Here is a 23,428-nt window from a genome sequence, read left to right on the forward strand (position 1 = left end):
CCGCTGTAAGAGCGGAACCATAGGCGGCCGTTACCTGAATAACGGATATACCCCCCAATCACAGCAACGACAAAGGCAACGGCAACTCATAAGACTTCTTGACCGTCCGCACCACCAACGTAGACGAATAAGTACGAATCGGAATATCCCGGTAAATATCCAAAAACCGATAGATATATTCAGTGTACTCAGTGGCATCCCGAAACTTCGCCACCATCACAAAATCAAACTCCCCGGTCAGCAGATAGCAGTCCTGAATCTCCGGGTGACTCGCCAGGATATGCTGCATCTTGCGGTCAATATCGTTGCTGTCCCTATCAAGCTTGATCAAAAAGAACGCCGTCACCTGAATCCCAAGCTTTCGCTCATCCAGCACCGCCACTTTCGCCTTGATAATCCCGACACTCTCCAACCGCCTGATACGCCGGTAACAACTGGTCGAAGACAGCCCCACACTGTCACTCAACAACTCCAGACTCTGGCAGCAATCCCTTTGCAATTTCCCCAGAATCTTCAAATCCATGGCATCTGTCATTTTTTCCATATCTTCCTTGAAAAAACTGCAATGAATCCACCGTAAACACCCGCCAATTTGCACAAATCCTGCGCAGCGGCGCACTAACATCAATCCAGCTTAGCAGCCCAGCCAAATCAGGCATCGGGCAGCATGAGAGGGATCTTATGATAGTCGCGAAACCGACATGGGCCACGGATATCCACGGCCTCTTCAACGCCCCCTACTGGATCCCCCAAGACCAACGCCCCGCCGTCGTCGCCTCCTGGGTAGGCTGCATGAACGCCTACTTCGTGTTCCTCGAAGACCCCGCCTCGGTCAAGACCTGGTCCGAAACCATCTACCAGCACCTGGCCTCGCGCAGCATGCCGCTGACCCTCGACCAGCAGCAGTTCTGGCCCATCGATGCGCTGGAAACCTTCAGGCTATGGGTCAACCAGGGCTGGCGCCTCACCCCAAGCTCACCCTTCGATGAAGCCGAACGCATTCCCCCGCCCGACCTGCCCCACCCGGTCAAGCGGGTGCGCCAGGACATTCGCGCCCTGAGCCTGGAACAACTGAACCTGTACCGCTCGCGCCTGGACGATGTGATGCAGGTGGCCAATGCCGACAGCGGCTCACCGTGGCAGCGCTACGCCTATATCCACACCAACTGGTGCCTGCATTACCAGGAGGCGTTTGCCCTGTGGCATCGCGCCTATCTGCTGTACCTGGAAGCCCTGATCGACTGCCCGATTCCCTACTGGGACTGGATGGCCGAAGACGCCAGTGTCGACGGCAGCCCCCAGGCCGGTCTGCCCCAGGCGTTTCTCGATGAAACCTACGTGCACCCGCATACCGGTGAGGTGCGGCCTAATCCGCTGCGCTACGCCGCCGCCAAGGACGGCTGCTCGAAGGTCTGTGAAAAGGCCCCGGTACCAGGTGTAGATTGCCGTTTCGTGCAACGCAACCCGCTGTTCTACACCCAGGGCGAGACGATGCGTTTCGAACGCACCCGGCTGTACGGCATGAGCCGGATTTTCCAGCAGCAGGTGGTGGACGCCCTGAAGTTCACCAGCTTCAGCCAGCCCCAGGGCGTGCCGGGTTATCCGTGGGCGAATATCCCGGTGTTTGATCCGCCCCAGGAAGACGACCTGTACCCCAACCGCGCGCTGAATTTCGATGGGCTGTACGAGCAACCCCATGACAACTATCACGGCTGGATCGGCGGCGACATGGCCGACAACGCCTACACCGCGTTCGACCCGGTGTTCAGCTCCTACCACGCCAATATCGACCGGATGCTCGAGGTCTGGATCCGCGCCCACCCGGCCGCTCAATACACCACCCAGTGCCTGCTCCAGCCCTTTTCCGGCAGCGAGGCCAGTACCGTCACGTTCACCAGTGCCGACGCCTGGCGCTACACCACCTTGGGGGACATGGCCCAGGACAGTCGGCATATCGGCTACGACTACGGCGCACCCGTTGCCCCACCCTTCGGTACCCGCCACCCCGCTGCAAAGGCGTGTTGCCAGCGCAGTTCGACGCCCGCGCAGGCCACGGAACACGCCGCAGGCCTGGGGCCGTGGGTGGTGTTCGACCACGTGCGCTGCACCCACGACACTTACCTGATCGACGTCTTCCTCAACCAGCCCGACGCCACGCCGCAGCAGGTGAGCGCCGACAATCCGCACTATGTCGGGCGCTTCAGCCGCATCGGCATGGGCCTGGTGGATGACAAGGGCCGCTGCATCACTCACGGCGTGTCCCGCGCCTTGAATGCGGCGCGCAACACCAGGGCACTGAACCTCGGCCCCACGGACACGACGCAGTTGTCCGTGGTGGTCACCCATCCCGATAGCGGCCGGGTATTGACGCCTGAAGAGTACGCGCCGCTGCCTGGCTTTATCGCCCAACTGGTGTGGGACGACCCGCGCCAAACCTTCGCCGGCCCTCCTCCGAGTGCCGGTTGCTGCTCCGCTTCCACCACCACAACACCTGGAGAACCGACATGAGCACACCCTTCAAACAGTTCACCTCGCCCGCCGAGCAAGCGCCCAAGGACTACAACAAACTGGGCCTGGAAGACCAACTGCCGCAGTTTGAAACCGACTGGAACAACGACCTCACCGGCTGGACCCAGTCCGCGATCATCGGCAACCCGTGGTCGGGCCTCAATGACGCGCCGCGTTCGGGCTATTACAACCCGCTGGTGGAGGGCTACGGCCCCACCACGCCACCGGCGATCACCTGGGCGCCCTTCCCCAACCGGCTGTGGACGTTTTTCTACAACAACGGCACCGCGGTGATTCCGCAGCTGGGCGGCAAGGCCATGACGTTGCAGCAGGTGATGGAGCTGACCGACAACGGCCAGATCACCCTCAACAACACCCCGTACACGCTCTACGATCCGAACAAGCAAGGCACCCTGCTGCAATTGCCCGTGACCCGCTGCCCGAGCATTGACTGGCAAGGCAAGTACAAGGATTTCTCGCCCTCGGGCCCGCGCGGCTGGCTGGACGAATACTGCGAGTGGTCGATCGTGCGCGACCCCGGTACCAAGAACATGCGCAAGATCACCTTTACCTGCGAAAACCCGGCGTATTTCCTCGCCATGTGGCGCATCGACCCGAACGCGGTACTGGGCCTGTATCGCGACTACATCGACCCGCAGGTGCAACTCGAGGACCTGTACTTGCGCTACACCGCCGACTGCCCGACCGGCAACAAGGGCGACCCGGTGATGGACCCCACCACCGGCCAGCCAGCCTATGACACGGTGAACAAATGGAACGCCGGCACCGCCTGCGTGCCCGGCCAATATGGCGGCGCGATGCACCTGACCTCCGGCCCCAACACCCTGAGCGCCGAGGTGTACCTGGCGGCCGCGGCCACCATCCTGCGGCCGCTGAGCAGCAGCCAGAACTCCCAGGCGCTGATCTGCTGCGCACAATACGGGCAGAACTACCGCAACTCCGACCCGCATATCGGTTTTTCGGCCAACAGCGTGGCGGTGAATAACCGGCTGTCCCTGACCAACCCCATCGGCCTGTACCTGCAGCAACCCACCGACTTCTCGGCGTGGAAAGGTCCACAAGGCCAGGACGTCAGCCAGTACTGGAAAATTACCCGGGGCGCCGCAAAGTCCGCCGCCAACGGCTCCGACCAGATCCTGCAGGCGGTGTTTGAAGTGCCGGTGAGCGCAGGGTTCTCGATCAACGACATCACCATCAGCGGCCAGTCCATCGACTACGTGTGGGTGATTGCCCAGCAATTGCTGGTGGGGCTGAGCGTGACCACCACGCCCATCAGTCCGACACCGGATTCTTGCCCGTGCGTGACGGATCGGGTCAACGGTGTGCAACCCTGGCCGGTACAACTGCTGCCGCTGGATCTGTTCTACGGGCAGTCGCCCACCGACCTGCCAGCGTGGCTGGCTCCCGGTACCAGCGGGCAGTTTGCCCTGGTGGTGCAAGGCGCCGACCTCAAGACCACCGCCGAGACGGCGCGGGTGCAGTTTTCCAATCCCGGCGTCACGGCCGTGGTCACGAAGTTCCTGCCCGACGCCTCGGCCATCCCCGGGCAGACCAACTCCGGCGGCACCCAGGGCTACCTGCTGACCATCACTGTGAGCCCCACCGCCGCACCGGGGCTGGTGACGGTGCGCGCGCTCAACCCGGGCGAAGCCGATAACCCCAGCGCGACGGAGCACCCATGGGAATCCGGGTTGGCGCTGGTGCCTGGCGCTTGATCTGAACGTTCCACCGTCCTTGTGGGGAGGCAGCTTGCTGCCTCCCCACAGGTTTACCTTCATGCAAGGAGCGCGATGATGTCCAGGTTACGCTTGAGTGTTTTATCGCTGCTGGCCAGTGTGGTGCTGAGCCTGTTTACGCTGCAGTCGGCCTATGCAACACCCCAATCCGATGCCGACGCCTGCGTGCAGCAGCAGTTGGTGTTCAACCCGGCCAGCGGCGGCTTCCTGCCGGTCAACAACTTCAACGCCACCGGCCAGAGCTTCATGAACTGCTTTGGCTGGCAGCTGTTCATTGCGCTGAACTGGCCAGTGAACCCCGGCTGGCCGACCACCGCCGCCCTGGCGGGCGAACCGGACATGAACAGCACCCTGGCGCAGTTCGGCGTGCCGACCACCGCCGGGCAACCGATGACGGTGGCGCCGGTATGGGCCAGCTACAAGGACGCCAACGATATCTTCCTACCGGGTGCGCCTGTGCCCTCGGGCTGGGGCGTGCAAACCCTGGTGCCGTCCAATTGCAGCACCCAGGGCAGCCTCAAGGCGATGTCGGTGGGGGCGCGCAAGTTCATGACTGCCACCTCGGAAAGCGCGATCAACGCCCGCCACGGTTTCCACTTGTCCAGCGGCACCCTGGCGACGATTCCCGACCCGATCATGGAAGCCTCCGGCGGCTGGCTGACGGATCAGGCGGGCCAGCTGGTGTTTTTTGAACGCAAGGTCGGCAAGGCCGAGTTTGATTACATCGTCAGCAAAGGACTGTACGACGCCGCCAATCAGTTGAAGGTGGCGCAGAACCTCGACAACCAGAACCCGGGCGGGCTGTCCTTGCCCATTGGCGAACCGATGCGCTCACTGCCGCCGACCCCGGTGCCACAGGAACAACTCGGGGCGCTGGAGCTCAAGGCCGCGTGGCGCATTCTCACCGGCAAGCCCGAACTCTACGGACGCTACCTGACCACCGTCGCCTGGCTGAAAAACCCGGCCACCTTGCAGTGCACCCAGCAAGTGGTGGGCCTGGTGGGCCTGCATATCATCAACAAGACCCAAGCCTCGCCGAACTTCATCTGGACCACCTTCGAGCAAGTGGACAACGTGCCCGAACCGGCCCAGGCCCCCGCGCAACAGACGCCGCCGGACGGCTTTGCCTTCAACAACCCCAACTGCGGCACCGGCCCCGAATGCAAGCCGAACGTGGCGCGTATCCAGTGCAAACAGCATCATCCCGACCGCGACTGCACCGAGCCGTACCCACGGGACCAACCGGTGCAAACCACCCGGGAACATCCGTTGCCCACTGAACTGCAAGCCCTGAACGGCGCAGTGCAGGCCAACTTCGCCCAGCAGAGCCAGGGCAAATCGGTGTTCCAGTACTACAAACTGATCAACGTGCTCTGGACCCTCACCCCCAACCCGCCCGTCCAGCCGGAACCGGGTGTCAGTGCGGCGGTGCCGCTGTCCTACGGGCCGTTTATCAGCCAGGGCAATGTGCCGGTGGCCAACACCACCCTGGAAACCTATGTGCAGGGCGATAACTGCAACGCCTGCCACCAGTACGCGACCATCGCCGGCAGCTCGACCCTGGCCTCGGACTTTTCATTCCTGTTCAACAGCGCCGACTCGGCCCAGAAGAAAAGCCTGGTCAAGCGTGTGAAGGCGTTTGAAACCCTCAAGGACCAACCCTGAAAGCCTCCTGCAAAGGGCCAATAAAAAAAGGGGCGATCAATGATCGCCCCAAATACAACGAGAGGTCCTTTTCTGCACACTACAAACTGATCTGCTGGCGCTCCTCATCCGTCAACTGCGCCCGCGCCTGGTCACTCAACGGCCCGGCGCCGAGTACCTGCACCGGGCTGTTGGGGTTGTAGCCCGAGGTCTTCTGCTGATCCTGGGGCTTGCGTTCCACCGGCTCACTGCCAAAGCTCAACACTTCCACCGTGACAATCGACGCCCGGCCCTGTTTGGCCGCCGCCTGCTGGCTGCGCGCCGCGTCTTCGGCCGCCTGGGACGCCGCTGCGCCGGCCGCGCTCGCCGAGCTCATGGCCCCGGTGTTCACCGCCGCCGATACCGGCACCCCGGACGACTTGCCCTGGGTCTGGATGTTGGCGGCGTTGACCACCCGCAAGGCGGCAATGTTGATGTTGCCGGAGACACGAATCCCCGCCTCGCCCGCATCAATGGTGCCCAGTGGCGCGATCAGGTCGATGTCGCCGGCCGGGACTTCCGGGATCGGGTTCAACGTCGCGATCCCCGCCCCGGTGCTCGGCACCGCTGGCGACAACGTCACGTTGCCCCAGTTGTCATAGACCCGCTTGGGCGGCGTGTACACCACGGTGGTCTTGGAACCGCGACCGGCGTTGATGTCGCCCTCGCCGGACCAGCCCAGAATCGAGCCGCCAAAGGTGGTCATGATGCGACTCTGGCCCAACAGGATGCTGCCCAGGGAGTACAGCTGAATGTTACCCGTGCCCTGGGTTATCACACCCGCCGAGGCCGGTGGTGCCACGCCTTCGATACCGAAGGTCTGGCTGCCGCCGGGGGTGAGCATCTGGATCGAGCCGCCGAAGTTGGTGTGGACACCTGCCCCGCCAAACAGGCGGATATCGCCCTGGTAGGCAAGGGTGTTGCCCGCCACGTCCTTCTCCGGGAACAGCGCCGCAATCGCTGCCCGGCCACGGGCATAACTGCCTTGGCGTACACCGCCGACCTCGTTGTACTCGCGCCCGCCCGCCTCCAGTTCGGCAAAGTACACCTCACGGGCAAACACTCGTTGCTGCTCGGCAGGCAATTGCATGAAGTAAGCCACGGCCTGCTCGCTGTCACCGGCAAAACCGAAGCGCTCAGCCAGCCACGCCACCAGTTCGTTTTCGTAGGTCTTGGCCACTTTGCCGCCCGAGGCCGACAACGGTTCGCCCGGCGCAATCTGGTTGGCCGCGTTGAGGTAAGCCGCCACAAAGCGCTGGTAATCGCCGCCGTTGGCGCCCGCACCGGCCTGCATGACGATGCTTGCACCTGGACGCAAGTCGCCGGCAATGATCGGGCCGAGACTGGTCACGCTGACCTTGTCGTCCATCACGATATTGCGCCCGGCAGTGATCTCCAGCGCGCCAGGGCCTGCAATGTTGAAGCTGCTGTAGAGAATGTCGCGCCCGGCGGAAACGATGGAGATATCGGTGGCGTTGTTGTGAACGAACAGGTTGCCCGAGGCGAGCACGCCCGGAACAATCTCGCCATTGTCATTGGGGTTGGCACCGCTGCTGACGATATCGCGCCCGGCCATCATCCATACCGGCCGGCTGCCTTCGTACCAGGTCTCGCCGGCATGCGGCACGTTGATGTTGTTGTAGCCGATGATCCGGCCGCTGCTGACGCCAACCAGGTCCCCGGTCACGGCGTAGAAGCGTGAAGGATCTGCGGTGTTGCTCAACGGCTCAGAGGCTGTGCCCGGGCCAAAAGCGAACAACGACATTCCCTGATTGCCGTAGGTGTTGTAGTTGCCCGTGCTGGACGTGTTGCCGTAGTTGCTCGCGCCCAGGGTGGCAGCAATTGCCGGATTCCAGGGGGTAGCCATACTGCTCGGCGCCGAACCGGATTGAGTGACACTAAAACCACCGGCGTAGATCGAGTCCTGCGCCAGAAATTGCAGTTGCCCGTTTTTGCCAGGGGCCAGCAGCAGCGGGTAGCTGTAGATGGGCGTATCACGGAACGTGGCGGCCTTGCCGTAGTAAAGGCTGCCACTGGCCGCGGTCGCCCTGACGATCGACGGATAGACCACCGCCAGATCCGTGTAGGTCGGCGCGATAACAAAAGGTGTCAGGTTGCCGCCTTCGGTATACAGGTCAATGGCGGTATTGGGGGTCCACAAGGTAAACCAACTACTGGAGCCGCCATCCACGCCGTCACGGCTGAAGGCCGAGCGGTTGTACTGCTGCGCACGCCCCGCATCTTCAACCGTCTGCACCACCAGGTCGCCCAAGGTATGCAAGCTGAACGTGGAGTCGCCCGCCACCAGCGTCAGCCCACCCTGCGGCGTACTGCGGCTGGCCCGCTCGGGCTCCAGCGCGCGAACCTCACCCGGCACCTGGGTTCCGGTGCCGTAGCGCAAGTCAATGCGCCCGATGCTGGCGGCCTGCACTTGCACGTTGCCGCGAGTATTGACCAGCACACCATCGCGATTGCCGCTGGTTTCCATGAGGGCGACAGGGTTGATCGCGCCTCTGACGCGCACCCGCATGTCGCCGCCACCGGTCAGTTGCAGGCTGCCGTCGCTGCTTACCCGGCCGGTGCTGCCGACTGCCAGCACCAGGCCCTGGGTACGTTTGTTGGTGACATCCCCAACGAAATTCGGGATTTTCAACGTGCCCGCATCGCCGCCCACGTTTACATCCAGGTCACCGCCCCCCAAGGTGCCGAAACCGGTGAAGCCAATCAGGTTGTCAGCGACGATGTTGGTGTAGGTGCCAAAGTTGATCCACCACGCCGTGGGCTGGGCCTGGCCGCCGGTTGCAAACTCGCCACTGCCCTGGCGCCACAACCAGTTGCCGATATCGGCCGTGTTGCTGCCCCCATCGTAGGGGTTGGGGCGCGAAGGGGTTGAGAGGCCACCGGCATCCACGTGGCCCGTCAGGTCGCCACCGACGTTCAGCGTCAGGTTCCCGCCCGCTTGCGGGTACCAGGCGCGGTACAGGCTCTGGCTGCCCCCGTTGACGAACTGTTCGAAGTAGCTGTCGGGATCCTTGAGCACCGTGCTGCCGCCCGCCAGGGCCCGCGGCTGGTTGAACGGGTCACCCGCCTCAGTGGTGGTGGACGAGGTGCCGGCCGTGTACACACCGTACGTCGAGTTCACACTCAGGTTGCCCGCGCTCAGCAATTGCAGGTCACCGGTGCCGGTACGAACCACGCTGAACAGCGAGTTGGATGGGGTTGGCGCGTATTCCTTGCCGCCCGAGGCCACACAGTACGATGGTGTGCTCTGGCAGAATTCCGCCACGGTCTGGCCCGTCATCTCCAGCATCCAGGCGTCGTCCATCGCACTCCCGGGTTGAACAATGATGCCTTGGCCGGCGAGTTCATCGGCCGCCTGCTGGCTCCAGGCAAAGGCCGCTTTGGCCGAACAGTATTCCGGGCTATTGCCGCAGAAATCGGCAACCGAACCCAGGCCAAACTCATCAAGGATCGATTGATCGACCGGGTCACCTTCCTTGACTGTTACACCGTTATTGGCAAGGTCCTGGACCGCAAACGCGGTCCACACCAGCACCCCTTTGGGCGGCAATTCCTTGGCGAACATGCCGTAGTGGCTGTCGGCCAGGCGCAGCGTGCCACTGCTCGGGTCCGGCTTGAGCAGCCGACTGTCCGCAGCCTCGGTGTCAGCCCCCGCGACCAGGCGCAATGACCAGGATTGCGACCCTTCGGCCAGCATCGGGGAAATGGCCCAGAGTTGCCCCTGGCGCCCGGCCACTTCAGGGCGCAACTCGATCGAATCCACCCCGCCCACCAGCTTGACGTCGGTGCCGACCGGAATCAGTGCGCCACGCGCCAGGGCGATGTTGCCATCCAGGGTGACGACATTCTTGCCGCCGTCCACAGCCCCGCTCAAGCCAGGCAACGGCACGCCTTTGGGCCAGGTCATGGCTCGCAATTGGGTGGCCTGGGTCAGCAAGGTGCCGGCTTCCAGTTGCACCCCGGCTTGCAGGGTATACGGCTGGTTCAACAGCGTACCGGCCGCCAGCAACACAGCGCCCGACGCATCCAGTACCGCTGCCGCGAGCACGGTGCCTGCCGGCAAGGTCAGGTCCCGGGCCAGCGTGGCCCGGGTTGGCAGGCGGGTACCGGCCACTACGGTCATGCCTTTGATCGGCAAATCGTAGTTCAGCACCGAGCCGCCGATGTAGGTGGTGCCATCGGCCAGGACCACTCCATTGCCTGGCACGATGATCTCGCCGCCGGCGAAGTCCCGGCCCGCCAGCAACAGCCAGCCCTTGTCATTCATGGTGTCCGGTGGCGGCGAGAAGCCGTCGTTGAGGCTGCCGTAGATGTTCAGGTCGCCGCCGGCGCGCAAGGTCAGGCTGCCGGATTCGCCCGAGCCATACACCGAGGTTTTCTGAGTGTTGGGGTTGAGGCTGGCGTAGCGGTAACCGGACAGGTCGACATCACCCTGCACCACCAGGTCGCCGTCCGGAGTCTTGCTGATGATCTCCACGCCCGGGCGCAGGTGGAACGCGTCGGCGTAAGTGGCGTTGTTCAAACCGGCCAGCTTATTGCTCAACAGGTTGGTGTTTTGCAGCGCGGCGTTGATAAAGGCTGTGCTCAATACGTGCTTGCCATCCAGATACGCCTGATCAATGACCTGATACGGCCTGCCACTTGCGGTCGGGTCGGTCATCAGCGGTGCGTCGTCGTAGGTCGCCATGCCGTTGAGGGTGATCGCACGCGCACCTTTGATCGTCAGGTTGCCTCGTGCATCAATGGCGATGTCGTTGTTGTCGATGCGCGGTGCGTTCAATTCCAGGGTGCCGCGATTGCGTCCGTCATTGCCGGCCGTGCCCGAGGTGCCGTGACGCAGGTCGATGGTCGCGCCATCGGCCAGGGTCAGTTGCCCGGTGCCGGACCCCAGTACCACCATCGCCCGGTTCGGGGAGTCGATGATCTTGCCGTAACTGTCCACCCGCACTTGGCTGCCGTGGGCATCCAGCACCGCGCTGCCGTCCAGGGTCAGGCCTTTTTTGCCGGCCAGGTTGATGCTGCCCACGCGCTCACCGCTGGCGTCCACCCGCCCGCTGACGCGCAGGCTGCCGTTGTCGACCGAGACGTTGATGGTGTTGGCCTTGAGGCCGTCACCGATGGTCAGGTTGCCCTGCTTGAGCTGGAAGCTGCGCGCGCCGAACACGCCCCCCTCGTTCAGGCGCTGGTTGAGTGCGGCAAACTGCTGATCCAGCGAGCCACTGGCGCCCAGGCGCTGGGCCTGGATTTCCAGGATGCCGCCGAGATACGGCACATAGGTGCCACCCGCGTTGTAATAGCCGCTGCTGCCCCCCAGGATCTTGCCTTGCAGGTCGACTGTGCCGCCGGCCGCATTCACCGCCACCGCGCGCAATCTGCCGCCCTGGTTGTACTTGGCCGACAGGTCGATGGTCGAGCCCGCCGCCTGCCGGATATTGCCATCGCGGCTGTCGAGTAATACATCGCCGCCTGCGCCGTATTGGGTGATGTCGTTGAACACCACCGCGCGACCGGCCACGTCGATCAACGCGTCATCGGTCAGCACCACATCGTCAGTGGCTTGCAGCGTGACCTTGCCGCTGGGCAGTACCACTGCGGTGGCCAAGCGAATGGTTTGGCCTTTGAGCGACAACTCGCCGCCATAGCCTGCGACTGCACCACGGGTGTCGGCAGCGCCTGCGAGATCAATCGTGCCGCCCGCGGTGATGCGGTTCAGCGAGCCGCCTTCACCGGTCATCAGCGGCGTCACGATGTTGAGGTTGCCGCCGCTGTAGGCAAACCCGGTGACCGGGTCATACGTGCCCTGTCGCTGATACACCGACAGGCTGCCTTTGTGGTTGGCGGTAATCCGCTCGCGGGCATTCAGGTTGACGTTGGCAAAGCCCAGTACCAGGCGATCAAAGACCGTGTTGGTATCGCGCTGGGCAAAAGGCCCATAACCGAACTCGATACGTTCGGCGTTGATATCCAGGCGCCCACTGCCATTACCGGCGCCGCCAGCAATGACCGCGCCCGGCCCGCCTGTGGCGCCTTGCCAGATCAGGTTGGCGGTGTGAATGGTCGCCACATCATCGGCATTCCCCGAACCGTAGATCGCCGGCGTCGACAGCACCAGATTGCTCAGCAACGACTTGCCGGTCACCGAGTCATAGGTATCAAGGGTGGTGGTGCCGTAGAAATTGAACGCCTGGCCGGCCGACAGTTGCAGGGTTTCCAGCGCCGGAGCTCCCGACTGGGTGTCGCCGCGCATCAAACGCTCAAGCACTTGCTGGTTGAGCGTCAGGCCTGACGGCAACACATTGCGCGCAGCGGCATCGGCCAGCCCGGCCGTGCTGCCGACGTTGATGTTGCTCAGGGCCAGCGCCAGGTGGCGAGTGCCGTAGCGCACCTGGTCGTCCAGCTGCAGGTCTTTGTCGGTCGCAGCGATAATGCTGCCCTCGGAATAGATCGTGGTCTGCCCCGAGCAATTGCCGCCCGGGCACACGCCGATCCTGATACCACCCGAAGGCTCACCGTTGAGGTTTACGTAAGGCATTACATTAAGCAGGCCGTTGGACACGGCCAGCATGCTCGGCACCCCCTTGTAGACAAAACCATCACGCGCGTCATAGATCGCCGCACCGCGCCCCAGGGTATTGATCGAAGCCCCCTGCTCAACCACGATGTCGCCACGGCCCGATACCATGATCACTTCCGGGGCCGACAGGGTTGCCCCGCTGCGCAGGATGACCCCGGCCCCCGGGGTGTTGGAACCAAACGGAAACATGATGACGTTGCCGTTGCGGCCATATTCCACTTGGGGCAAACCGCCGATCATCAGGCGTTTGGCGCCCAGATTATTCAGGCTTTGGGCGGTCAGCGTCAGGCCCTCGTAGGCTGGCAGGGGGCTGTCGGCATCAACGATCTGGGTATCCCGGCTCTCGGCAGTGTCACCGCCCAGGTTGATCACCCCCACGGTGCCGCCGTACCCGCCTTTGGCGGCCTCAAAGTTGCCAATGCCCTGGAACGAGAACGTCTCTTTGCCCCCGCCGCCGTTAAACCCCAGCTTGAGGGTCTTGGCGTCCACTTCCAGCATCGGCCGTGGCACACCGAGCCTGGCGGCATCGGCAATGGCGAACTGGGCGTAGCTGGTTTCGTTGTACTGGGAGTAGCGGCGCAAGGTGTCAGCCGAGGTCAGGATCACCTGGCTGTTGACGCTGTTGTGAATGCCGGTGTTGATGATCGACAGTTGCCCGGCCGTCGACCACGACCCGTTGCGCATCAGCGTGGTTGTGCCGTCGCTGCCCTGGGCGGCGAGCCCGTTGATCTCCACCCGGAAAGCTCCCGGCTTCAGGGCGTAGGTGGACGGCATCAAGGTGTAGGTGCCTGCCGGCAAGCCCGGCACGCCGGCACCAATGGTGATCTGCTGGCCCAACAGCGGCGTACTCGCGCCGGCTTCGCCAGCCACCGGCGCATAGCCTGATTGAACGCCCGGCACGATGGCATAGACCGGGTTGGTGCTCAGCCCCGGCAAGGCGAAACCGCCATTGGCCCCGAACTGCACCAGCGGGTTGAAACGCGCATCGGTAGAACCGCCGCGCCCGGAAATAAAGCCGGCCCCCAGCAATTCGCCGCCACCCGACAGGTCCAGCGTGGCGTCGGGCAATACGTCCACCGACTTGCCCCCCAGAATCACCCCGACCGACAGCTCTCCACCGTTGGCAGCGCCGATCCCGCCCTGTCCGGTAAAGACCACGGTCTTGCCGTTGTAGCGATAAACCTGGCCATCCACGGTGCCGCCATACGGCAACACCAGGCCCTTGGCGCTGACCGAGGTCAGGCTGCCGGGCAGCAGTTCCACCTTGTTGCTGCCCAGGTTGCCGAGTTCGATCAACCCCAGCGGCGCACGCAACACCCCGCCCTGCCTGATGGTGTAAGCGCCCAGTTGCAGGCGCCCGAACACCGAGTCCGGTGCCACGCCGTTATCATCACCGACCTTCTCGATCGTCAGGGTGCGAGTCGGGTCGAAGATCAGTTGATTGCCCTTGTTGCCAAGGCTGCCTACCAGCACTTGGGCCTTGATCTCGGAGCCCGGGTAGATGCGTGCGGCGCGCAGGGTCATGTCGCCCGCTGAGCTCAAGACGGTGCTGAAACCACTGGGTGTATTGCCGCCATCGCTGCCGGCGAGAAAACGCAGATCGCCGCTGCTGTTGAGCCGGACCTGATCGAAGCCCTGCTCGGCGCCAAAGGCGAAGCGGTCGCGGATGTCCAGCAAGTCGCTGTTGACGGTCAACACGCCCTGGCTGCGAAACGTCGGCGAGGTATCGCTGATGTACGCCCGGGTCCACGCTTCCATCCCAGGTTTGTCCGGCTCAAGCAAACCACTGAGGAGTACATGCGGCGCACTGAGATTAATCTGCGAAGTCGGTTTCGCGTTGCGGGTCAGGCCAATACCGCCCGAATACAGCTGCAGGCTTTGCCCCATGTGCAGCGAGGCATCGCCGTCGAGATTCAACGCCCCCCGCACCAGCAAGGTCAGGTTGTCAAAACCACCGGCCTGGATCTGGTCGATGCCGAGTGCGCCGTGACCGTAGATCAGCGCGTCTGCCGCCGCTTCTGCAGTGTCGGGCAAGGCGCTGGTTTGATGCTGCTGGTTGAGCACCAGTTCGCGTACCGGCAGTACCCGGTCCTTGACGTGCAGCTTCAAGTAGTACGGCGACTCCAGTGCCAGCGCCAGACGCCCGCCGGCCGCTCCGGCGCCACCGGCGTTGGCGACGAAACTGCCGTCCAGGTACAAACCGTTGTTGGAAGCAAAAGCAATGTTGCCGCCGTTGCTGGCCACCCGCGTACGGCCCTGGCCCGGCAGATCGAGCAGCGCCTGGCTGCCAGATGCATCCAGGCGTGCACCTTCACGCACCACCACAAACAGGTCGCTGGCCTTGGCTATGCCGGTGACCGGATCGATATCGCCACCGACGGTGATCTGGCCGCCATTACGCACTTGGCCATACACCCCGCCACGATTGTCGACAGCGGTCACGGCCCGGGAGGCCACGTCAATCACCGCCTGTTCGCCGATCCAGATCGACCGGCCATGACCGTTGCCTTCCACTTGTGTGGAGTCGGTGTTGCTCAAACCCGCGAGGCTCACCGTGCCGCCCCAGGCATTGAGCGTGCCCTCGACGGTCAATTGGCCGATGCTGCGCAGGTTGATTCCCTGGCCGGGGTCGACGCTGATGACCGCGCCTTTGCCGACGGTCAGGGCAGTGGTCGCGGCCAGCGCGCCTGAAGCGATCGTGGTACCGGCATTGAGGTTCAGGCTGGCGCCACGGCGTTGAGTCAGCACGCCTTTGACGGCGTCCTCCTGGTACAGCGGTGACGCCCAGCGTTCCAGCGCCGTGGTCGGGTCGCTGCCGCTTGGGGTGGACAGTGCCTGCTCGCCCAAGCGGTAGACCGGCATGGACACATCGACCTGGGTGCCGTCAGTGACCAGCAGCCCCTCGTTGCCGGTGATGTCGTACGCCGAGAAGCCCTTGTTGAAGAAGTCCCCTGCCAGGTGCAGGGTGTCGTGGCTCGGCGCCGTGGCGTTATCGCCGATCTGCACCTTGCGCGCCTGCACGGCCAGCGTACCGCCGCCGTTGACGCCGTAACCACGAATCTCGCTGCCCAGTTCAAGCGCGTTCAGAGCCGCCAGGGTCGCGCTGCCGCCCTTGCCACCGATGACCTTGCCGTCCAGGCCAATGGTGGCCCCGGAGGACACGTCCACCACACTGCCTGCCGCCAGTTGCAGGTCGCCGGTGCTGCGCAGCGACACCTTGCCGCCGTCCAGATACGCCGCGCTGGCGTTGTTGACGCCGTCCTGCGCCAGGTTGCTCCAGCGCCCGGAAGCGTCCAGCCTGACCCCTTCGGCCACATTGACCCAGGCCCGAGTGCCCGCCGTTGGCAGCAGGTACACATCGCCGACGGCCATGCTGCGATCCCTGTCGGGTTGGTTAAGCAGGTTGCCCGCGTTGAGGCTGCCACCGTTCGCCGTCAGGTTGGCATTGACCGCCACCCGAGGTGCAAACAGGGTGATGTCGCCGCCATCGGCCACTTTAAGCGCGCCGTTGACGGTGATCTGTTGCGTCGCGGCGCCTTTGATCGCGCCCAGTTCGAAGCCGTTGAGCAGGTCACTGTCAAGCATCACCTTGCCCTGGCGGTCAGCGGGCAAGGCCGCGTCCAGGTCCAGGCCATCGGCGATCTTTTGCGCGCCGGGCTCGAACAGAATCTCGCCGGTCACCGGGTTCAGGTTGTAGCGCAAAGTGCCGGTGCTTTTATTGAACACCGGCGTGTAGCCGCCGATGATCAGTTGCGCGCGTTGCGCGGCAGCCTTTTGCGACTGCGCATAGCCATCCATGTTGAGCGTCGGGGTGTTGATCTGACGATCACCCTGGAACACGTCGCTGATCAATCGGCCTTCGAGCACCGCACTGGCGGTGCCGATCACCAGCTTGCCCGCGTCGCGGCCTACGGTGTAACCCGCCTCGTAGCGTTGTTGCGCGGCAATCAGCGGGTTGTAGTAATGGTCGGTGCGGCCCCAGCGTGCGCTGGTGTCTTCAAAGCCCTTGTAGAAACCCGAGTAGAGAATGTCCCCCGGTGCCTTCGATAGTTCATAAAGGCGGCCATCCGGGCCCTTGAGCCAGCTTTGCCGGATGTAGCCATCCTGCACGTCAATCGTGCCGCCCGACAGGTTGAACTGGGCGCCCTGTTCCGTCACCACTTCCTTGCCGGTAAATGTCAGCGTGCCGCCCTGGGCCATCCACTCGCTGACGGTATGCCCTTGGGTGCCGAGGTAACCGCCGACTTCCAGCAGGCCACCGGCGGTGTACCAGCGATCGGTGGCGTAGCCGTTGGTGCCCGCAGGCACAAACACCAACTCACGCAGGTCAACCCACACATCGTTGTTGATCAACTGGCCGCCATCACGGTTGACCGGCGCATCGCGCTGCTCGTTACCCTGGACGTTGATCTTGATGTTGTTGGATTCCATCGACACCTTGACGCCAATCGCGCCGGACACATCGATCATCGCACCGTCACGCACCAGGCTGCGCTGGCCTGCCGTGACCGCCACCTGGCCGCCGGTGGCCAGGGTGATGGAGCCGTCCTTGAACTCCACAGTGCCGCCGCTGACGATCTCCACCCGGGACTGATCGATACGGTCACTGACCGTGCTCAGGTTGTTGAAGCGCCCGGTGGCCATATTGACCGCGTCCGGACGGCCGTCGAGGTTGATCAGGCCGTTGTCGCGCTGGCTGTTAAGCGCGGTGTTGCCGGTACTGTCGAGAAGGATTGCCGTGGTGCTGCCCTGCCCCAGGGTCACGCTGCCGGTGGTATCGGTGACCGAGTTGAGCAGGTGCACGGTGCCTCGGTTATCCACCGAGGTGCTGGCCAGGGCCACGCCGTTTTGCTGCACCTGGTGCCCGGTCAGGGTGATGTCGCCCGTGGAGGCCAATATCAGCCCACTGTTGCTCACCTTGCCCGCACTGCTGCCCGGCTTGAGGCTGGTGGCCACTTCGTTGCCGCGGGTGGTGGAACCCTGGTTGCCCGAGGTGCCTACGCCGCGGCGAATGTAAAAGCTGTCGCCGGCAGCCAGGGTGGCCTGGCCCTTGGCGGTGATGATCGTGCCGGCGTTCTCGACCTCAGCCCCCAACAGCAAGGCGTAGCCGCCGGAGTCGGTGGAAAGCGTCGGGGAGTGGGTCTGGATCAGCGCGCCACGCTGTACCTCGACCTTGCCCGCGGCATCGGTAAACGTTGGCTGTGAACCATTGATATCGACGTAGATCCCGCGCTGGGTGAACTGGTCATCGGTGATGTTGGCGGCGGCGGCCACCAGGTTGCGCACGTTGACCTGGCTGGTGCCGCTGAAGACCACGCCATTACGGTTCATGATCATCACCGTACCGGCGCCGGTGATCTGGCCCTGGATCTCGCTGGGGCGTGCGTTGGGATCGTTGACCCGGTTGAGCAAGGCCCAGTTGGACTGCTGCTGGAAATCCACGGTGGTGTTGCGCCCGACGTTGAAGGTTTCCCAGTTGAGGATCGCTTTGTCGGCGGTCTGCTCGATGGTCACCGTGGTCTTGCCGCCGGATTGGTTTTGGGTCGGACCTTTGGCATTGACCCAGCCTTGGGTCAGGCTGTTGTCGACCTGCAGGCCGCCTTTACCGAGGCCGTCGGGAATGATCGAGACCTGGCCAAGCGCCGCCTGCCGGCCCGCCGCCTGGGCTGCCTGCTGGGCTGCAATCGCCGCCACGCTGTTGTTCAACGTGCTGATGGAGCGTGCCAGCTGCTGGTTGACCTTCGCCTGTTGATTCAACGCCGGAATCCCCGGCACCTGCCCGGTGCCAAGACGCGCCGCCGTGGCGGCCTGGGAGGCGCCCTTGTCGGCAAACCAGCCGGAACTGAACGCCGCCGAAGCGGCATGGGCGTTGCCCGCCACCATCAACAAGGCAATCGCCTGGGCCAGTGGCTTGAGGCGCAGGACTGTCTGGGCACGTGGCGCCCGAGCATTCAGGTTAACCGGTGGTTTGCAGCGGACCATCAGGAATCTTCCTTATTTGTAATCGCCCGGGGGCAAGACACGCTCATGTATGAGGGTTAGGCGGTTGGCGCGGGGTGGGACCGAACTTCTGTCATCGAAAGTTCATGTGGGCCTGTTAACGCAAAAAAAATCAGCAACGGCACAGGCCGTTGCTGATCGGTGGTGCGGGGTGTTGCAGGCTTGGGTTACAGCGGACGACCAATACCGTTGCAGATGTTCGACTTGCCGATGCTCAGGTTGCTGTCAGCATTGAGGAAGGTGTCGTTGATCGCGGTTTTCCAGGTGGTTGGCAGTGGCACGAAGCGGTTGTTGCGGATGGCCGCATCGTTGCTGCTGAACGCGCTGGTGTTGTAGTGACGGGTAAAGAACGTACGGACCTGGGAGGTCTGGTTAGCGTCGGCGTAGCACTGGCTGAACACCACGTTGGTGAAGCCCAGGATCGGGTAACCGCTGCTTGGGTAGGCGACGACGCTTGGGTCGGTAGCGCTGGTGGTAGCAGCAAACACAGGGACCCAGTTGTTTGGCAAGGTACGGTTGGCGATGGCAGGTACCGCCACAGCACCGATGGCCGCCGACACGTTGGCTGGAGCAGGCGAAACACCGGCAACGGTTGCAACCTTGGTGGCGTCATCCAGACCGGCCAGGGTGGCTGCTGCGTAATCCGGGCTCATGTACGTGACGCGACCTTCAGCGGCATTCAGGGTGCTCATGACGCCGGCGCTGGTGTCGGTGAAAAAGCCACCGGCCGGGTTGGCTTGTTGCAACGGGTTGAGTGCGCCAGCGGGCAAGCCGCCGGAGAAGCTGCTGCCGAAGGCCTGGGTCACGGCGAAGGTGCCGCCTTCCAGGGCCGGGCTGCACTTGGCGTTCAGGAAGCGCGTGAACAGTTCAGTGGTGCCGCTGTTCTCTTTGCGGTAAATGACGGTGATCGGGCCGGTGCGGCCAGAGTCAGCAATCAGGTCCCAGGTGGTCAAGCGACCCGAGAACACACCGCACAGGTCGTTGACGCTGAGGTTGACGGTCTTGCCTGCTACACCGCTCTTGTTGAACGGAATGGCCACCGAAGTGGCCACCGAAGGCACCTGGATCAGCGGGCCCCAGGCAGTACCATGGGCCGTCACGTAGTTGCTCAGCTCGGTTGAGGACAGCTTGGAATCGCTGCCGGCCCAGTGCACGTTCTTGCCGGTGACGGTGGCGTCCAGCTTGCTGTAGTCGTTGTTCAGGAAGGCGGCCTTGCCGTTGCCGCTGCCCACACCGATGTACGGCGCGAAACCGGCAGTCAATACGCCGGAAGTCTGGTACAGCGGTTGTGGCAGGGTGGCGCCGCCGCCGTTGACGTCAGCCATTGCAGCCTGGGCCGAGCACAGTGCAGCGAGGGTCATGGATACCGCGAGAACGTTGCGCTTAAACATGAAGAAGCTCCTTTCGTCGTGTTTGTACGTTTGGGGTAGATGACGCTATGGCTTCGGTCCCGGGCTGTGTTCCGGGGGTAACCTGGGGTGAGGCCATGGGTATGAAATTTCGCAGCATCCGATGACAGCAAAAGGAAAAAACCTCGGGAGGAACAGCTTGATTTTTAAAAAGATTCTCGGGTGTTTTGGTCACACTTCTGGACGGTTTCAGGAGGCGGTGACAGCGAGGTTTCACGTTGGCTTTTCGGCATTGGGCTGGAGGCCGCACGGGCCGTGTCGGGGGGGTTGGAACATGACAGAACGAGGAACCCGAGGTTGAGACCCGCGTGTCAGGCGCAAGAAAACAGCATCGAAGAAACGCGGTTCAAATGTGGGAGCTGGCTTGCCTGCGATGGCGGCTGGTCAGTTGGCATCCTGGGCGGCTGAAACACCGCTATCGCAGGCAAGCCAGCTCCCACCTGTTTGACCGCGTTTCGTCAGCAACTAGGTCACCAATTGGTTGATTTCGATGATTGGCAGCAACACCGCCATCACGATCACCAGCACCACGGCGCCCATCACCACGATCATCAGCGGCTCCAGCAAGGCGGTCATGCCCATCGCCCGGCGCTCGATATCCCGGGACAGGGTTTGCGCCGCACGCTCCAGCATCGGCGGCAGGGAGCCGGTCTTTTCGCCACTGGCAATCAGGTGGATCAGCACCGGCGGGAAGACTTTTTCCACCGCCAGCGCCGGGGCCAGGTTGACCCCTTCGCGAACCTTGGCGGTGGCGTCGGTGACGCACTGGCTCAGGCGGTCGTTGGACAATGTCTGGCGCGCCGCTTCCAGGGCGCGCAACAACGGCACGCCGGCGCCGCCGAGAATCGCCAGGGTCGAGGCAAACCGCGCGGTATTGAGCCCCAGCACAAAGCGCCCGATCAGCGGCAGGCGCAGCACCCGGCTGTGCCAGTTCAACCGCGCCACGGGGTTGCGCAGGTACAGGCGCCAACTCCAGAAACCGCCCACGATCCCGGCAAAACACAGCCAGCCCCAGGCACGGATAAAATCGCTGGCATTGAGCATCGCCAGCGTCAGCCCCGGCAGGTCCTGGCGCGCCTGGGAAAACGCACTGACCACCTGGGGCACCACGTAGCTGAGCAGGAAAATCACGATGCCGATGGACACCAGCCCCACCACCCCCGGATAGATAAACGCCGTGAGGATCTTGCCCCGCAGGTTGTTGCGTTCCTCGATGTAGTCGGCCAAACGCTCCATGACTTGGGCCAGGTCGCCGGACTCCTCCCCTGCCGCGATCAGCGCCCGGTAGATCGACGGAAAATCCCGTGGCCGCGCGGCCAGCGCATCGGCCAGGCGCATACCGCTGCGCACATCGGCGCGCACCGCGCTCAAGGTCTGGGCGATGTGTTTTTTCTCGGCTTGCTCCACGGTGGCGCTCAACGCGGCTTCCAGTGGCAGGCTCGCACCGAGCAGGCTCGCCAGCTGCCGCGTGGCCCACGCCAGGTCGTTGTCCGAGAGCTTGGCACCGAACCGGCTGCCACCGGCTTGCGGGTGATTGGTCTCGACCTGCACCCGCAAGGCCGTCAGGCCACGGCTGCGCAGGTGGGCAAAGGCGCCGCTCTGGCTGTCGGCTTCAAGGTGGCCAGACTCCAGCTTGCCGCTGGCGTCGGCAGCGTCGTAGCGGTATCGGTTCATCAGGCGTCCCGTGTTACGCGCAGGATTTCTTCGGGGGCGGTGGCGCCGCTGCGCACCCAGCGCTCGCCGTCTTCGCGCATGCTGAACATGCCGGCCCGGCGTGCGGCGACCCTCAAGTCCTGCTCGCCTGCGCCCTGGTGGATCAGGCCACGCAGCGCATCGTCGATGCAGAACAATTCGTGGATGCCGGTACGGCCGCTGTAGCCGATCTGGTTGCACTGCGCACACCCGACAGGCCGCCAGGTGCCGGGTGCTGCCGGGTCTTCCTGCTTGCAGTGCGGGCACAGGCGTCGCACCAGGCGCTGGGCCAATACCCCGAGCAGGGAGGACGCCAGCAGGAACGGTTCGACGCCCATGTCGATCAGGCGGTTGACGGCTGAGACGGCGTCGTTGGTGTGCAGGGTGGCGAGCACCAGGTGACCGGTGAGCGAGGCTTGCACCGCGATCTGGGCGGTCTCCAGGTCGCGGATTTCGCCGATCATGATGATGTCCGGGTCCTGGCGCAGGATCGCCCGCAGGGCCAGGGCGAAGGTCATGTCGATCTTGGCGTTGACCTGGATCTGGCTGATGCCCGGCAGGTCGTATTCCACCGGGTCTTCGACGGTGAGGATGTTGCTGGTGCTGGCGTCCAGCCGGGCCAGGGCGGCGTAGAGGCTGGTGGTCTTGCCGCTGCCGGTAGGGCCGGTGACCAGCACGATGCCGTGGGGTTGGCGGATCAGGCTGTCGAGCCTGGCGAGCACGTCGGGGTCCATGCCGAGGGTTTCCAGTTGCAGGCGCCCGGCTTGTTTGTCCAACAGGCGCATCACCACGCGTTCGCCGTGGCCGGTGGGTACGGTGGAGACGCGAATGTCGATGGGGCGGCCGGCCACGCGCAGGGCGATGCGGCCGTCCTGGGGCAGGCGTTTTTCGGCGATGTCGAGTTGGGCCATGATCTTGATGCGCGAGACCAGAGCGCCGTGGAGGGCTTTGCGCGGGGACACCACGTCACGCAGGGTGCCGTCGACGCGGTAGCGCACTACGGAATGGGTTTCGTAGGGTTCGATGTGGATGTCGCTGGCTTCGTCGCGGGCGGCCTGGGTGAGCAAGGCGTTGATCATGCGGATCACCGGGGCGCCGTCCTGGGTGTCGAGCAGGTCGGTGATTTCGGGGATGTCTTGCATGAGGCGGTCGAGGTCCACCTCGTTCTCGGCGGCGCCCACGACGGCGGCGGCGCTGCCGGTGTCGGCATAGGCGGTGGCCAGGAGGCCGTCGAGTTCGTCGTCGCGCACCTGGATGAGCTGGGTTTGGCCGAACTGGCGGTGGACTTCGCTGATGGACCAGCCGGGGGTTGAGGGGCAGATGGTCAGCGTGGGGCCCTGGGGTCCCGGGTGGAGGAGGATGCGTTGGGATTTGGCCCAGGCGTAAGGCAGGAGGCTCATGGGTGTGTCCCTTGGGTTGTGTACATATCCATTCCTTCGGTTATGGCCGCTATTGGTTCCGCTCTTACAGCGGCTCACTTTTGAAAAGCGCAAAAGTAAGCAAAACGCTCTTGCCCCACCACTCGGCACCTCGCTTGGGCTCGGTGTGCCCTCAGCTCCGGTAGCACGAAGCGGGCCGCCGCGACGGGGCGTCCCTGCCCCGTCGCGGCTAAACCGGCGTCCTGCCGGTTTACCCGCTCCGTACTACCTGCGTTCGGCCAGCGTGGTTTAACGGGGCGCCTAAGATCAAGATCAAAAGCCAGAGCACAGCGGCCTACAGGCCGGCTTGAGTGTGGTGAAGCAAAGGCAAAATCAAAATCTAAAGCGAGCACGTTCTACTGTGGG

8 protein-coding genes are annotated in these 23,428 nt (G+C 63.7%); 3 read left to right on the plus strand and 5 right to left on the minus strand.

The genetic code is table 11. The features are described 5' to 3' along the window. Positions 1-58: 58 nt before the first annotated feature. Complete coding sequence (locus V3W39_RS32715) at positions 59-544, minus strand: Lrp/AsnC family transcriptional regulator (RefSeq protein ID WP_177079437.1); 486 nt, start codon at positions 542-544, stop codon at positions 59-61. Between the two features lie 137 nt (positions 545-681). On the opposite strand from V3W39_RS32715, the gene V3W39_RS32720 reads away from it, so the two are divergent. From V3W39_RS32720 to V3W39_RS32730, 3 genes are all read left to right on the plus strand, one after another. Further along, positions 682-2,508 carry a tyrosinase family protein gene (locus tag V3W39_RS32720; protein ID WP_177048802.1) on the plus strand — a complete coding sequence of 609 codons (1,827 nt, stop codon included), beginning with the start codon at positions 682-684 and terminating at the stop codon, positions 2,506-2,508. After that, complete coding sequence (locus V3W39_RS32725; protein ID WP_330214103.1) at positions 2,505-4,244, plus strand: hypothetical protein; 1,740 nt, start codon at positions 2,505-2,507, stop codon at positions 4,242-4,244. The genes V3W39_RS32720 and V3W39_RS32725 overlap by 4 nt, the downstream gene beginning before the upstream one ends. Positions 4,245-4,322: 78 nt before the next feature. Next, entirely contained in the window at positions 4,323-5,930 is a 1,608-nt protein-coding gene (locus V3W39_RS32730) for a hypothetical protein (protein ID WP_330214104.1), read from the plus strand. 79 nt (positions 5,931-6,009) lie between these two features. On the opposite strand, the gene V3W39_RS32735 is transcribed toward V3W39_RS32730, so the two are convergent. From V3W39_RS32735 to gspE, 4 genes are all read right to left on the minus strand, one after another. Continuing rightward, complete coding sequence (locus V3W39_RS32735) at positions 6,010-18,525, minus strand: filamentous haemagglutinin family protein (protein WP_330214105.1); 12,516 nt, start codon at positions 18,523-18,525, stop codon at positions 6,010-6,012. Positions 18,526-18,710: 185 nt separating this feature from the next. Then, on the minus strand, positions 18,711-19,934 hold the full coding sequence (locus V3W39_RS32740; protein ID WP_177079433.1) for a substrate-binding domain-containing protein: 1,224 nt from the start codon (positions 19,932-19,934) through the stop codon (positions 18,711-18,713). A gap of 483 nt (positions 19,935-20,417) precedes the next feature. Further along, the gene (gene gspF, locus V3W39_RS32745) at positions 20,418-21,626 is read right to left on the minus strand and encodes a type II secretion system inner membrane protein GspF (protein ID WP_330214106.1); all 1,209 of its coding nucleotides are present in this window, start codon (positions 21,624-21,626) and stop codon (positions 20,418-20,420) included. Then, the gene (gspE, locus tag V3W39_RS32750; protein WP_330214107.1) at positions 21,626-23,044 is read right to left on the minus strand and encodes a type II secretion system ATPase GspE; all 1,419 of its coding nucleotides are present in this window, start codon (positions 23,042-23,044) and stop codon (positions 21,626-21,628) included. The genes gspF and gspE overlap by 1 nt, the downstream gene beginning before the upstream one ends. Positions 23,045-23,428: the final 384 nt, after the last annotated feature.

The organism is Pseudomonas sp. Z18(2022), from assembly GCF_036346535.1.
In the GTDB taxonomy this organism is placed as follows: Bacteria; Pseudomonadota; Gammaproteobacteria; order Pseudomonadales; family Pseudomonadaceae; genus Aquipseudomonas; species Aquipseudomonas yamanorum_A.

Bases quoted from the DNA above. Each gene is read 5' to 3' on its own strand.
- V3W39_RS32725 (WP_330214103.1), top strand. From the start codon at position 2,505: ATGAGCACACCCTTCAAACAGTTCACCTCGCCCGCCGAGCAAGCGCCC.
- V3W39_RS32730 (WP_330214104.1), top strand. From the start codon at position 4,323: ATGTCCAGGTTACGCTTGAGTGTTTTATCGCTGCTGGCCAGTGTGGTG.
- V3W39_RS32740 (WP_177079433.1), bottom strand. From the start codon at position 19,934: ATGTTTAAGCGCAACGTTCTCGCGGTATCCATGACCCTCGCTGCACTG.
- gspE (WP_330214107.1), bottom strand. From the start codon at position 23,044: ATGAGCCTCCTGCCTTACGCCTGGGCCAAATCCCAACGCATCCTCCTC.
- gspF (WP_330214106.1), bottom strand. From the start codon at position 21,626: ATGAACCGATACCGCTACGACGCTGCCGACGCCAGCGGCAAGCTGGAG.
- V3W39_RS32715 (WP_177079437.1), bottom strand. From the start codon at position 544: ATGGAAAAAATGACAGATGCCATGGATTTGAAGATTCTGGGGAAATTG.
- V3W39_RS32720 (WP_177048802.1), top strand. From the start codon at position 682: ATGATAGTCGCGAAACCGACATGGGCCACGGATATCCACGGCCTCTTC.
- V3W39_RS32735 (WP_330214105.1), bottom strand. From the start codon at position 18,525: ATGGTCCGCTGCAAACCACCGGTTAACCTGAATGCTCGGGCGCCACGT.